Origin of the sequence: Streptomyces polyrhachis (assembly GCF_042663125.1) — a bacterium.
GTDB lineage: Bacteria > Actinomycetota > Actinomycetes > Streptomycetales > Streptomycetaceae > Streptomyces > Streptomyces polyrhachii.
Map to the genome: position 1 here is coordinate 99799 of NZ_JBHSZO010000019.1, position 12562 is coordinate 112360.

The 12562-nt window shown below is 72.7% G+C and carries 13 protein-coding genes and 1 pseudogene; 4 read left to right on the top strand and 10 right to left on the bottom strand.

What is annotated here, in order from left to right:
• Positions 1–2: 2 nt before the first annotated feature.
• The 3 genes from ACFQLX_RS14190 to ACFQLX_RS14200 form a co-directional block, all read right to left on the bottom strand.
• Positions 3–485 carry a WapI family immunity protein gene (locus tag ACFQLX_RS14190; protein WP_465270547.1) on the bottom strand — a complete coding sequence of 161 codons (483 nt, stop codon included), beginning with the start codon at positions 483–485 and terminating at the stop codon, positions 3–5.
• Positions 464–1003: a GNAT family N-acetyltransferase gene (locus ACFQLX_RS14195; protein WP_386414888.1), complete on the bottom strand. Its 540-nt coding sequence runs from the start codon at positions 1001–1003 to the stop codon at positions 464–466. Before ACFQLX_RS14195 ends, ACFQLX_RS14190 begins: the two co-directional genes overlap by 22 nt.
• A 207-nt stretch (positions 1004–1210) precedes the next feature.
• A complete protein-coding gene (locus ACFQLX_RS14200) occupies positions 1211–1381 on the bottom strand; it encodes a hypothetical protein (protein WP_386414890.1) in 171 nt (56 codons plus the stop codon).
• 254 nt (positions 1382–1635) lie between these two features.
• Between ACFQLX_RS14200 and ACFQLX_RS14205 the strand changes: the two genes are divergently transcribed.
• Entirely contained in the window at positions 1636–2814 is a 1179-nt protein-coding gene (locus ACFQLX_RS14205; protein WP_386414892.1) for a baeRF3 domain-containing protein, read from the top strand.
• A gap of 94 nt (positions 2815–2908) precedes the next feature.
• Here ACFQLX_RS14205 and ACFQLX_RS14210 read toward each other — a convergent pair whose 3' ends face one another.
• Positions 2909–3694 carry an alpha/beta fold hydrolase gene (locus tag ACFQLX_RS14210; protein ID WP_386414893.1) on the bottom strand — a complete coding sequence of 262 codons (786 nt, stop codon included), beginning with the start codon at positions 3692–3694 and terminating at the stop codon, positions 2909–2911.
• A gap of 306 nt (positions 3695–4000) precedes the next feature.
• Here ACFQLX_RS14210 and ACFQLX_RS14215 point away from each other — a divergent pair.
• Positions 4001–4867 (top strand): annotated as a pseudogene (locus tag ACFQLX_RS14215) (MFS transporter); the annotation flags it as partial.
• Positions 4868–4995: 128 nt separating this feature from the next.
• On the opposite strand, the gene ACFQLX_RS14220 reads toward ACFQLX_RS14215, so the two are convergent.
• The 5 genes from ACFQLX_RS14220 to ACFQLX_RS14240 form a co-directional block, all read right to left on the bottom strand.
• Entirely contained in the window at positions 4996–6066 is a 1071-nt protein-coding gene (locus ACFQLX_RS14220; RefSeq protein ID WP_386414895.1) for a helix-turn-helix transcriptional regulator, read from the bottom strand.
• A 46-nt stretch (positions 6067–6112) separates the two neighbouring features.
• The gene (locus tag ACFQLX_RS14225; protein WP_386414921.1) at positions 6113–7882 is read right to left on the bottom strand and encodes an SDR family oxidoreductase; all 1770 of its coding nucleotides are present in this window, start codon (positions 7880–7882) and stop codon (positions 6113–6115) included.
• 47 nt (positions 7883–7929) lie between these two features.
• The gene (locus ACFQLX_RS14230) at positions 7930–8811 is read right to left on the bottom strand and encodes a M24 family metallopeptidase (RefSeq protein WP_386414897.1); all 882 of its coding nucleotides are present in this window, start codon (positions 8809–8811) and stop codon (positions 7930–7932) included.
• A gap of 65 nt (positions 8812–8876) precedes the next feature.
• Entirely contained in the window at positions 8877–9971 is a 1095-nt protein-coding gene (locus tag ACFQLX_RS14235) for a PDR/VanB family oxidoreductase (RefSeq protein ID WP_386414899.1), read from the bottom strand.
• 30 nt (positions 9972–10001) lie between these two features.
• Positions 10002–10898 carry a metal-dependent hydrolase gene (locus ACFQLX_RS14240; RefSeq protein WP_386414900.1) on the bottom strand — a complete coding sequence of 299 codons (897 nt, stop codon included), beginning with the start codon at positions 10896–10898 and terminating at the stop codon, positions 10002–10004.
• 130 nt (positions 10899–11028) lie between these two features.
• Between ACFQLX_RS14240 and ACFQLX_RS14245 the strand changes: the two genes are divergently transcribed.
• The gene (locus tag ACFQLX_RS14245) at positions 11029–11673 is read left to right on the top strand and encodes a TetR/AcrR family transcriptional regulator (RefSeq protein WP_386414902.1); all 645 of its coding nucleotides are present in this window, start codon (positions 11029–11031) and stop codon (positions 11671–11673) included.
• 119 nt (positions 11674–11792) lie between these two features.
• Here ACFQLX_RS14245 and ACFQLX_RS14250 read toward each other — a convergent pair whose 3' ends face one another.
• Positions 11793–12206, bottom strand: coding sequence for a hypothetical protein (locus ACFQLX_RS14250; protein ID WP_386414904.1), 414 nt, complete (start codon positions 12204–12206; stop codon positions 11793–11795).
• 102 nt (positions 12207–12308) lie between these two features.
• On the opposite strand from ACFQLX_RS14250, the gene ACFQLX_RS14255 reads away from it, so the two are divergent.
• A partial coding sequence (locus tag ACFQLX_RS14255; RefSeq protein ID WP_386414906.1) for a hypothetical protein occupies positions 12309–12562 on the top strand: 254 nt, incomplete at its 3' end.

The window sequence follows — 12562 nt, forward strand, 5'->3', positions numbered from 1 at the left end:
GATCAGCGGGTCGGGAAAGCAGCCAGCGCCTCGTCCCACTGGTCCGCCGCCCGCAGCAACGCGCCCCTGTCCAGGCGCAGTTCCACGGCGTACTGGTAGACATCCGCCCCGTCGTCGTCCCGGTGCCAGGGGGGCGCGGCCTCCAGGGACAGGTGGACACGGACCACCGCCTCCTCCCCGCGTCGCTCGGCGAGGCTGAAGGCCAGCACCGGCTCTACGAACCACGTGTCCGGGTCCAAGTCGCCCTCCTCATCGGGCCCCGACACCGCCACCGTCCCCGCCGCGACCGCCCGCAGCCAGCCGCCCACCCGGCGGGCCTCATCCGTCAGCAGGCAGGGGTCGGTGAAGGACCAGCCGCCCTCGGGAGTCGTCACCGCGCCGCCGATGACCAGCCAGTTGTCGTCGTACGGCTCTCCGCGCACCGCTGCGAACTGGTAGCGCAGCGGGCGCAGTTCCACCCTGTTCACGCCATCGCTGAGGAGCACCGCCACACCGCCTCTCCCTCGACCACCTCGTCCGTAGCCCCCAGACCGAGCGCCCGTGCGATGCCCATCGACGCCTCGTGCCGCGGGTGGATGTGCGCGGTCAGGGCGACCGCCCCGTGCTCGCGCAGCCAGCCGGCCATCGCCAGCGCCCCTTCGCGTCCGATGCCGCCGCCCTGGTAGTCGCTGCCGACCACCCAGGCGACCTCCGCCTCGTATCCGCCCCCGTCCAGGCGGGAAAGCGTGGCCTGGACCGTGCCGACGAGCCGGCCGTCCGCGCGGCGTCGGAGCATCCAGTTCAGCCAGCCCTGGCCGCCGTCCGGGGACCGCCCGGCCGACTGCCGCCGGTACCGGGCTTCGAGCTCCTCCAGCGTGCACGGCGTGCCGCCGGTCCAGCTGTGCAGCCGTACGTCGTCGAAGACGGACACGGCCTCCGGCGCGTGCTCGACCCGCAGCGGTTCGAGTCGAAGGCGTGACGTCGTGACGGGGGTGGCGCTCGGCCAGGCGACTGTGTGGGGCACGGCATCGATCGTAGAAGAACGAAGAACGAAGAACTCGACGCCCCTGCGGCCGAGTTCAGGCAGCTGACGATCACCGGCCCCGGACATGGACGTGGGCCGGATGCCCGCTCGCTGGAGAGACGGGCACCCGACCCGCACGGGGCGCCTGCACGCCGGGGACGAGGCCGGTCGCATCAGCGCGTCAGTGGATCGTGGGCGAGGAGTCGCTCAGCGGTTGTAGGGCGGCTGGTGCTCCTCCGCGCGGCGGGCCTTCGCCTGCTCCTCCGCGAGCTTGGCCTTCCCCTGCTTGTTGGGGGGCTGGCCGTGGAAGTAGAGCGGCTTGCCCTGGCCGCGGGCTCCGAGCCCGTGGTGGCCCTTGACCGGTGAGTTGTGGCGCATGGTCGGCTCCTCGCGTCGCTTGGTTCGCGTGATTCGCGGCAGGTCCGTTTCCGAAAAGCCGAAGTGGTTTTCCGGACGCTTTTCACGATACGTCCATGAGGGCCGGTGTGTCGAACGGGTGACGGCGCGGTAATTCCCGAAACGGCGCACCGGGAGCCGCCCACCGCACAATTCCGGGATTTCCGCCCGAATGAATTCACCGCCCCCTCACCCTTCCGGATGCGCGGCAGCGGTACGCATGTCAGGCTGGCCTGGTGCATGCCTCTGAGCTGACTCCCGAAATGCTGGCCGCGCTGAGCAAGCAGCGGCCGTACCCCGCTATCACCATGGTGATGCCGACCGATTCGGACTTCCCCTACAGCGAGAAGGACCGGATTCTGACGCGCGACCTCGTCACCGAGGTCAAGCGGCGGCTGGCCGACGATCCGGACGTGGATCGCAAGACGCGGATGGACCTGGAGGAGCTGCTGGACCCGGCGGCCATCGAGGACGCGGTGACGTCGCTGCCCGGCGACGACGCCATGGTGGTCTACGTCGCCGCGCACGAGCCCGTGCAGGTCTGGCGGATGACGTCGCTGGGGCCGGTGGAGCCGAAGGTGGAATTCGCGACGGCGTTCCTGACCCGGTATCTGGTCGGGGCCCAGCAGCGGGCCAGGCCGTATCTGCTGCTGGTGCTGGACCAGGAGATGTGCCGCCTCTTCCGCGGCTCGGTGAACCACCTCACCGAGGTCAAGGAGGACGGATTCCCCGACGTGCCGCGCATTCCCTCCCCGGAGGACGCGCTGCCCGGCCCGATTCCGCACTCGCCGCCCTACGAGGGCCACGACGCACGGGTCAAGCAGTACCTGCGCACGATCAACAAGAAGCTCAACGCGTATTTCCACGCCCACGGCACGATGCCGCTCTTCGTCATCGGCGGCCCGAAGATCCTCGCCGCCTTCGAGGAGGTCAACGAGTTCCCGCGCGTCGTCGCCGGGACGCTCGCGCTGACGGGGATGGAGAACGACTCCCCCAAGGACCTCGCCAAGCGCCTGGCGCCGGTGCTCGCCGAGTACGAGGCCACGCGCGTCAAGGAGGCGATGGACGCGCTGAGCGACGCGCGCGGCGCCCACCGCTACGCCGGCGGCGCCCCCGAGGTGTGGACGGCCGTCGCGGACAACCGGGTGCGGCTGCTGCTGGTCGAGGAGGGCCTGTCGCTGGCCGGGCGCATCAGCGAGGACGGGCGCGAGGTGGAGGTCGTCACCGTGCCCGAGCCGGTCACCCTGCCCGACCCCAAGCCGGACGTCACGGCGCCGCCGCGTACGTACGGGGTGGCCACCGACGTCGTGGAGCGCCTGGTGGACGGCGCGATCGAGGCGGACTCCGAGGTGATGTTCGTCCCCGACGGCACCCTGTCCGACCTGGGCGGCGTGGCGGCGGTCCTGCGGTACTGACCGCCGCCCCTCCCCCGGTACGCCGGAAGAGCCGGTGGCCGGCCCCTGGTCAGGGGCCGGCCACCGGCTCTTCCGGCGCGAGAGGAGAGACGGGCTACCGCGCGAGGAACTCCCCCAGCACGTCGGCCAGTTCACCGGGCGCGTCCATCGCGATGAGATGGCCGGCCGTCGCGAACTCCACCAGCTCCGCGCCGGGGATCACGGCCGCGTACCGGCGGCCGATGGCCTGGAAGTCGGCGACGTCCAGTAGGCCGATCCCCACCAGCGCGGGCACCTTGACGCGGGCGGGGTCGCCGGAGCCGGGGCCCTGCGAGTGCTCCCCCACCAATGCCTGGTGCACCAGCGACGTCCGCAGCGGGCCGCGCAGGCGCTCGGCCAGTCCCGCCGCCACCTCGTCCCAGCCGCGCGCGGGCCCGCGCAGCCACATGTCCATGTTCACCTCGACCGCCGCGTCCACGTCGCCCGCCGCCAGGGCGGCCGTCTCGGCCTCGTCGTAGGCGATCATCTCCGCGGACCAGTCGTAGCCCGGCCACGGTGCGGCGAGCAGCGCCAGCGAGTGCACCCGGTCCGGATGGGCGAGCGTGAAGTCCAGCGCCACCCGCCCGCCCCAGGACGCCCCGACCAGGCGGACCCGCCCGTGGCCGAGGTGGTCCAGCAGGCGCAGCAGATCGCCGCTCTCGCTGAACGGGCCGCTCGGGGGCGCGGATTCGCCGAAGCCGCGCAGGTCGTAGCGGATGACGGTGCAGCGCTCGGCGAGAGCGGGCACGACCGCGTCCCACATCCGGCGGTCGGCGACACCGGCGTGCACGAGGACGAGGGGCGGTCCGTCGCCGGCGGTGTCGTAGGAGAGATGGCCGAGATCGTCAACAAGTACGGGCATCCACGGATCGTCGCAGGTCACCGGGTATATGTCACCCGCATATCCCGCTGCTGCAGCGCCGCGCTCCCTCACGGCGTCCCCTCACCGCGCCCTCCCCACCGCGCCCTCCTCGACGGCGCTCCCGGCGCGCGGCTCAATCCTTTTCCCTTCCCGGAAACTTCACTGACAGAAGATGTCAGGGGATCTCCGGATAGTGGTGCCATGATCCTCAGTAACCACTCCCGTCGGGCCGAGCGCCTGCTCGTGCCCGCTGCCTTCGCCACCGCTCTGGGCAACAACGTCCAACTCATCGTCGGCGCACTGCTCATGATCAGGGAGCAGCAGACCATGATGGCCGTCGGCTGGCTCTTCATCGCCGTCGCCGGGCCGCAGGCGCTGCTCTCGCCCTTCTTCGGACGGCTGGCCGACCGCTTCGACCGGCGCGCCCTGTGGATCGGCTGCGATGTCACCAGTGCCGTGCTGGCCCTCGCGCTGCCGCTGTGGCTGGCCTGCGGCGGCGCCGCGGGGCCCGGGATCTACGGCGCCAACCTGGCGCTCGCCGTGGTCGGTGCGCTGTTCTTCCCGGCGAGCTCCGCGCTGATCAAGGAACGAGTGCCGGCGGGCCGGCTGCGGGGGTTCAACGCCCGCTACGAGATGGGCACCCAGGCGGGGATGCTGCTGTCGGCGACGATCGGCGGGCTGTCAGTCCAGGCGTTCGGCGCCGTGCCGCTGCTGGTGTTCAACGCCGGGACCTTCCTCGTCTCGGCGCTCTGCGTCGCCGCGGTGGGGCCCCGCCCCGACCGGGCGCCGACGGACACCACCGCCGGGCAGCCGGCGCCGGCCGCCCCCCGCGGGCCGCTGCGGATGCGCCGCTTCATCCTGCTCTACGCCCAGGGGAGCGTGGTCGTCACGGTGTTCAACGCCCTGCTGCCCACCGCCGTCATCGGCGAACTCCACCTGGGGGCCGCGACGTTCGGCGCGGTGGACGCCCTGGGCGGCCTCGGTTTCCTGGCGGCCACCGGTGCGTACCGCATCGTCAGCAGACGCAGTCCGGACCTTCGTATCGCCGTCGTGGGCTTTCTGCTCTGCAATGTCGGCCTGGTGCTGCAGAGCCAGTTCGGGATCGTCGGCTATCTCGTCGGGGTGCCGCTGGGGGCGTTCTGCTTCGGGCAGGCCCGGATCGCCTCCCGGACCATGCTGATGAACTCGACCGACGAGGCCTCCGTGGGCCGGGTCTTCGGGCTGGCGAACGGCGGCGGGCTGGCGGCCACGGTCGGGGTGATGTTCCTGGTCGCGGCGGTCACCGACCACAGTGACACGCGCTACGGCTTCGCGGTCCTCGCCGCCCTCGCCCTGCTGGCGACCCTGTCCGCCGGACTGCTGCTGCGGTCGCCCTCCCCCGCCCGGTCCGACGTGCCCGCCGGCCGGTACCGGTCGAGCACGGCCGCCGCCGCCTCCGCGATCGCGCGGCGCAGTTCCCCGGGAGCCAGCACCTCGATGTCCGGCCCCAGTGACAGCAGCGTCGGCACCGCCAGCCCGACCGACTCCAGCGGTACGGTCGCCGTCACCCAGCCGTCCGCGTCCGGCGGCCCCGCCGAGTCCTCCACGGCGCGGACCAGTGCCGCGTCCAGGCGGTCCGGCAGCGCGGCCAGCAGCGCGGGAGCGATCCTGACGGAGGCCTGAAGCCGCAGTCTGCGGGCGTCGTAGACGGCGAGGTAGTCCTGCCAGTGGGCGGCCAGGTCGAAGCTGCCGGGGCGCTCGAAGACGTCCTCCCCCACGTCCAGACGCAGGATCGAGGACACCCGGTAGGTCCGCACCGCGCCGTCCACCGCTGCGACGAGATACCAGACGCCCGCCTTGAGGACCAGGCCGTAGGGGTCGAGCCGGCGCTCGACCTCCTGCGGCTCGGCCCAGCGGCGGTACCGTACCCGGATGCGCCGCTGGTTCCACACCGCGTCGGCGAGCGCCACCAGAGCGGGCGGGGAGTCCTGCTCCCGGTACCAGCCGAGCGCGTCGAGGTGGAAGCGCTCCCGGATCCGACCGGCCCGGCTGCGCAGCGGGGGCGGCAGCGCCGCGGTCAGCTTCAACTGCGCCGCCGCCAGCACCTCGCCCAGTCCCAGGTCGTCCGCCGCGCCGGGCAGCCCGGCCAGGAACAGGGACTCCGCCTCGTCGGCGTGCAGTCCGGTGAGGCGGGTCCGGTAGCCGCCGAGCAGCTCGTAGCCGCCGTGGTGCCCGGCGTCCCCGTACACCGGGATGCCCGCGGCGCTCAGTGAGTCGATGTCCCGGTAGACGGTCCGGACCGAGACCCCCAGCTCCTCGGCGAGCTCGCCGGCCGTCAGCCTGCCCCGGTTTTGCAGCAGGAGGACGAGGGAGAGGAGCCGGGCCGCGCGCATGAGCCGATCATTCCAGGTCAGGGCCCAAGCCGGGTCCGTACAGGAGCTACATCCCCACCCGCGCCCCCAGCCGCACCAGCCCCGGCGCGAAACGGCTCGCCAGGCGGGCCGCCTTCGACTCGACGGTGACCGGGACGACCGCCTGCCCGGTGCGCACCGCGCGCAGGATCGCGGAGGCGACCTTCTCCGGCGGGAAGCCGCGGCGGGCGTACAGGCCGGAGAACTTCCGCCGGCGCGCGCTCTGCTGCTCCTCGTCCAGGCCGGAGAAGGTGGTGCTGCGGGTGATCGCGGTGTTGACGATGCCCGGGCAGATCGCGCTGACGCCGATGTCCTCCGCCGCCAGCTCCGCGCGCAGGCAGTCGGAGAGCATGAACACGCCCGCCTTGCTGGTGGCGTAGGCGGCGAGCATCTTCGACGGCAGGTAGGCGGCGGCGGAGGAGACGTTGACGATGTGGCCGCCGGCGCCGCGCTCCTTCATCAGCGTGCCGAAGGCGCGGCAGCCGTGGATGACGCCCCAGAGGTTGACGTCCAGGACGCGCTTCCACTCCGCCTCGGTGGTCTGCAGGAAGGTCCCGGAGTGGCCGATGCCCGCGTTGTTGACCACGATGTCGGGGACGCCCTGCTCGGCGGCGACCTTCGCGGCGAAGGCGTCCACCGCCGTGCCGTCGGAGACGTCGACGAGGTGCGTGCTCACCGTCGCGCCCAGCAGCGCGGCGAGTTCGGCCGTACGCTCCAGGCCCTCGGCGCTCACGTCGCACAGCGCCAGCTCGGCGCCCTCGTCGGCGAAGGCCAGCGCGGTGGCGCGCCCGATGCCGCTGCCGGCGCCCGTCACCACGGCCAACCTGCCCGCGAAAGCACGGGACGTGCCCTTCGCCCCGGCCCCCTCCCGGGCCTGGGCCAGCGCGCGCGGCGCCGGGGCGCCGTCCTGGTGGGCGGCGAACTCGCGGACCATCGACGCCACGGTGCTTCCCTTCTTCAGCAGCGCCGACCAGTGGGTCGCTGCCAGCTCACGGCGCCACAGGCGCGGCGCCCAGCGCTCAAGTCCCTCGCTGAGCGCGGGGCTTACGTAGGTGTCGCGGGTCAGGGTGATCAGCTGCACCGGCACGGCGGTGGGCCGCTGGCGCGGACGCAGCACCCGGGGCAGCATGTTGGCGCGGTACAGCTCCACACCGCGCGCCGCGTCGCGGGCCAGGGTGCGCTGCGGGTGCCCGGGACGGGGCTCGACGCCCTCCACCGCGCGCAGCACGGTGGGCCATATGCGGGCCAGGCCCAGGCGCCAGACGGCGGGGGCCGCGACGGGGATGTGGAAGAGGTAGATGTACCAGGAGTGCGCCGCCTGCGAGGCGAGTTGGCGCAGGTGGCGCGGGGTGGGGCGGCGCAGCCGGTGGCGGATCCAGTGCCCGACGTGGTCCAGGCTGGGCCCGGACAGGGTGGTGTACGAGGCGAGGTGCTCGGCGGCGTCGGGCGCGGTGACGGCCTCCCACGCCTGGATGGAGCCCCAGTCGTGGGCGACCAGGTGCACGGGGCGCCCGGGGCTGGTGGCGGCGATGACGGCGTACAGGTCGCGGCCCAGGTGCTCCAGCGCGTAGCCGGCGCGGTTGGCGGGGGCGGTGGAGGCGCCCGCGCCGCGCACGTCGTAGCGCACCACGTGGTGGTCGGCGGCCAGGTCGGCGGCGACGTCGTCCCAGACGTAGTGGGTGTCGGGGTAGCCGTGGACGAGCAGCACGGTCGGCGCGGCGGGGTCGCCCTGCTCGTAGACGGCCAGGGTGACCTCCCCCGACTGTACGGCGGTGGAGCGCACGGCCGCCTTGTCCAGGGGGAGTTTGGCGGGGCGCGGTTCGCGGGCGGGCTTCTTGGGCGTGCTCACTTGGCGTTCTCCCTCTTCTTGCGCAGCTCGTCGGCCAGGTGCACATGCGGCAGGTCGTCGTCCAGCCAGTAGGCGTCGTCGTCGGTGACGACGAGCAGCTCCTCGAACTTCAACCCCACGTCGCGGAAGCCCACATGGGGCTCCACCGCCCACAGCCCCGGGGTCGGCGCGTGGCGCGAGGCACGCCCGTCGGCCCACAGCGGGGAGCGCCCGGCGAGGCGCTCGTGGACCAGCTCGCGGCCGAGGGTCTGCAGGGTCCGTACGCCGAAGCCGAAGAGGCTGACGCCGGCGGGGAGGCGCTGGGGGGGCATGCGGGTGACCTGGTGGCCGATGACGCGGCCGGGGTAGACCTTGTGCCGGTTGTCGTAGCCGTGCTCGGCGATCTTCGCGTCGACGGCGCCGTAGACCTCGTCCAACGTGCGGCGCTCGCGGACGAGTTCGACGATCAGCTCGCGGTAGTCCAGCAGGTCGGCGGCGATGCGCTCCCAGATGGGGTTGCGGCCCAGGACGCCGCTGTAGCCGATGTCGGCGGTGTAGCCGTCGACGACGGGCGCGCAGTCCAGGATGTACGACATACCCTCCTTCAGCCGGCGCCCGGTGGCGAAGAACTGCAGCGGGGTGCGGAAGTGGCGGAAGGCGGTGCGGTCGCCGAACCAGGCGAAGGGAACGTGGAAGAAGTCCTCCACGCCCGCGGCGACCAGCTCGCGGCGCAGCCGGCCGGCGGCCTGGCGCTCGGTGACGCCGGGCTCCAGCCAGACGGCGACGTTCTCGGCGCAGCGGTAGGAGAGCTGCTGCAGCTCGCGGAAGCGGGCGAGGTCGTTCTCGTCGAAGGGGAAGGCGGGGAGCGCCTTGCGGGCAACGCGGGTGTGCGTACTCATGGGAGAGGTCTCTCGCCTTCGTCGCGGGCTGGGGTGGCTGCGTGGCCGGGGAGGGGTCGGTCGGGTCAGAGGTCGAGGTCGAGGCAGGCGCCCTCGTCGGCGCGCGAGACGCACACGAGCATCTCGCCGTCCGTGCGCTGGGCTTCGGTGAGGCGGCGGTCGCGGTGGTCGGCCTTCCCGGCCAGGACACGCACCTTGCACACGCCGCAGAAGCCCTGGCGGCAGGAGTAGGGGGTGGCCGGGTCGGCGTCGCGCAGGACGTCCAGGGCGCTGCGGTCGGCGGGTACGTCCAACTCGCGGCCGTCGCGCAGGCGCAGGGTGAAGGGTTTGCCGCCGGTGATGGGCGCCTGGGTGAAGCGCTCGAAGTGCAGGGCGGTGGCGGGGCTTTGGGGGAAGGCGGCGCGCAGGGCGTCGAGCATGGGCGAGGGGCCGCAGGCGTAGACGGCCGCGCCTTCGGGGGCGCGGGCGAGGAGGTCGGCGGCGCTCGACATACCCTCCACGTCGTCGCTGCGCAGCTCCACGCGGCCGGGGTGGCGGCGCGCGAGGCGGGCGGTCTCGGCGGCCAGCGGCAGGGAGTCGCGGGTACGGCCGGTGTGGACGAGGTGGAAGTCGGCGCCGCGCCAGGCCGCCTCGTACGCCATCGGCAGGATCGGGGTGATGCCGATGCCGCCGGCGATCAGCAGCACCTTGGTGTCCCCGGCGAAGGGGAAGGCGTTGCGCGGTCCGGCGATACGCACCCGGGTGCCCTCCGTCAGCTCGCGGTGGACCTCGGCGGAGCCTCCCCCGCCGTCGGGGATGAGGCGCACGGCGATGCGGTAGGCGTAGCGGTCGGCGGGGTCGCCGCACAGGGAGTACTGGCGCCGGCGGCCCGAGGGCAGGTCGAGGTCGAGGTGCGCGCCGGGCTGCCAGGGCGCCAGCTGCCGCCGGTCGGGGTCGGCCAGGCGCAGGGCGACGACGTCGTCGGCGAGCTGCTCGCGGGCGGTGACGACCAGATCGGTGGGGCGCTCGCCGTCCGCCCCCGGGCGCGGGGAGCGGGTGAGGGTGAGCTTGATGTACGCGGCGGAGAAGCGCTGCAGGCCGGTAAGGAAGCGGTCCGGGCGCCCACGCCCCTGCAGGTCGGGGGGCGGAACGGGCCGGGGCGGGCGCGGGGTGCGGGTCACGGAGGCAGGTCCTTCGCGGGGAGGGGGTGGTCAGTGCGCGGCGGCGCGGGCGGCGGGCGAGGTGCCGAGGTAGGCGATGGCCTGGCGCGTCGAACCCTCCTGGCTGGGGTGGTAGCGGGGGCTGAGGTAGCGCAGCACCGAGAGCACCAGGCGCACCAGGTCGGGCAGCAGCCCCTTGCGGGAGGCCCGCAGCGCCCCCATCGGACCCGGCTTGCGCCGCCCCTTCAGCTCGGGGTCGACGGCCAGCAGGTGGCGGGTGCCGCGCACCCACAGCCCCGCCAGCACCGAGGTGGCCACGACCATGGCGCGGATCCGCAGGAAGTAGCCGCGGTCCAGATGCCGCAGCAGGTCGTACGCCACCGCGCGGTGCTCCACCTCCTCGGCGCCGTGCCAGCGCAGCAGGTCCAGCATGGTCGCGTCGGCGCCCGCCCGGTCCAGCCCTTCCGCGTTGAGGATCCAGTCGCCCAGGAAGGCGGTGAAGTGCTCGATGCCGGCGATGATCGCAACGCGTTCGATCAGGTAGGCGCGCCGGCCGCGCGGGCTCAGCTCCGGCTTCTCACCGAGGATGTCCCGGAAGATGAACGCGACGTGCTCGACGTAGGGCTCGATGTCGACGCCCTTGGCCGTCAGGTGGTCCAGCACCCCCTGGTGGGCCTCGGCGTGCATGGCCTCCTGGCCGACGAAGCCCAGGACCTGGGTGCGCAGCTCCTCGTCCCTGATCAGCGGCACCGCCTCCTGGAAGACCTTCACGAACCAGCGCTCGCCCTCGGGGAGCAGCAGGTGCAGCACGTTGACGACGCTGGTCGCCAGCGGCTCGCGGGGAATCCAGTGCAGGGGCAGCGCCTCCCAGTCGAAGTGGACGTCGCGCGGTGTGAGGACGAGGTCGTCGTGCTCCTCGGCCTTCCGTGGGGCGATGGTCTTCTTCATGGAGGCTCCCGAAGTCATGCGGGGGTGGAGGAGACTGCTCTTGTTGAGGATTACTCAACAGTAGGTCCAAGAGACATTCTGTCAATACATGAGTGACATCCTCTTTGCACCTTGATGCAGACTGAGCCCTATGGCCCGCACCCCCTCCTCCCGGATGCTGCCCGCCGAACGGCAGGCCCAACTCCTCGCCGCGGCGCGCCGCGTACTGGAGACCAAGCCGATCGACGAGGTCTCCGTCGAGACCGTCGCCGCCGAGGCGGAGGTCTCCCCCGGGCTCCTCTTCCACTACTTCGGCTCCCAGCGCAAGTTCCGCCAGGCCGTGCTGGAGATGGCCGCCGGGGAGCTGCTCGACCACATCCGCCCCGACCCGCTGCTCAGCCCGGCCGAGCAACTGCACAGCGGTATCGAGACCTTCGTCGACTACGTCTCGCGCTTCCCGTCGATCTACCGGGCCGTCATCCGCCTCAACCACGGCTCCCCCACCCTCCACGCCAGCGTCCGCGCCACCCTCGCCGGCTGGATCACCACGACCGTCGAGGAGGCGGGCGCGGAGCTCACTCCGGCGCTGCGGCTGACGGTGGCGGGGTGGCTGGCGTACATGGAGGAGGCGGTGCTCGGCTGGCTCGCCGGTGCGCACCTGCGCAGGGAGGAGCTGACGGAGATGTGCGAGCAGAGCTTCTACCTGCTGGCGCGGGGCATGGTGGCCGATGAGCAGCGGTGGGCGCAGATCGAGGAGAAGCTGCGCCGGCAGCCTGCGCAGGACGCGGGTGCGTAGAGGACGCGGGTGCGCATCGCACTCCCCCAGCCTCGCGGAAACGGCGGATGCGCAGCCGCGACGCGACTGCGCATCGCAGGTCAGAGGGGGTGCGCAGGGAATACGGGGGCGGTACGTCCTCAGCCGGCGGCGTAGGTGCGCAGGGCCGCGTACCGGCGCTGGAAGTCGGTGAGCATCGCCTCAGTGAAGTCCTCGCGGACAAGCGCCGCCCGGTACTGGCCGGTGATCCCCCGCTGCGCAAGGAGGTCCACGAGCGCGTCGGGATCGACGTCGGCTGCGCCGGCCGTCTCCGCCAGGTCCTGCCACGCCTGATAGATCCGGAAGCCCAGCAGGTAGCGCCGCAGGGTGCTGGGCTTGGCGGTGTCGGAGCCGAGCCCCCGTGCCCGCTGCTCGGTGAGGTACTCGGAGAGCTCCTGCCCGTTGGGCTCGCGGTCGTGCTCCTCGGTGTAGCGCAGCCAGGCGTGGTAGTAGCGGTCGACAGTGGTCAGCTCCGGCAGGTCACTGACGGCGGCGCTGACGACGGAGGCCCGCACGGCAACCGCAGCGGCTGACCGACCGATGCTGCGCCCCTCCCCCATCCCGCGCCTCTCCCCCATCCCGCGCCTCTCCCCCGGGTCCGGGGTCATCACGGCGTGATGGGTAGCCTCCTCGGCCTTCACCTCGTGCTGCTCTTCGTGCTGCTCTTCGTGTCGCTCTTCGTGTCGCGCTTCCTGCTGTTGTCCCGCACCCATCACGGCGTGATGGGTGTCGCCCTTCGTGAGGACCTTCGCGAGAACCCCCTCCCCCGGGTCCGGGGTCATCACGGCGTGATGGGTCAGCGGGACGCCGTAGCGGGCGAGCTTCAGCGGCATCAGCGCCTCGATGGGCGCCCGGCGCCGCCAGCCGCGCC

What these genes read in the sequence shown, in the direction of transcription:
- ACFQLX_RS14200 (WP_386414890.1), bottom strand. Translation starts at nt 1,381, where the DNA reads ATGCGCCACAACTCACCGGTCAAGGGCCACCACGGGCTCGGAGCCCGC.
- ACFQLX_RS14210 (WP_386414893.1), bottom strand. Translation starts at nt 3,694, where the DNA reads ATGCCCGTACTTGTTGACGATCTCGGCCATCTCTCCTACGACACCGCC.
- ACFQLX_RS14220 (WP_386414895.1), bottom strand. Translation starts at nt 6,066, where the DNA reads ATGCGCGCGGCCCGGCTCCTCTCCCTCGTCCTCCTGCTGCAAAACCGG.
- ACFQLX_RS14245 (WP_386414902.1), top strand. Translation starts at nt 11,029, where the DNA reads ATGGCCCGCACCCCCTCCTCCCGGATGCTGCCCGCCGAACGGCAGGCC.
- ACFQLX_RS14230 (WP_386414897.1), bottom strand. Translation starts at nt 8,811, where the DNA reads ATGAGTACGCACACCCGCGTTGCCCGCAAGGCGCTCCCCGCCTTCCCC.
- ACFQLX_RS14240 (WP_386414900.1), bottom strand. Translation starts at nt 10,898, where the DNA reads ATGAAGAAGACCATCGCCCCACGGAAGGCCGAGGAGCACGACGACCTC.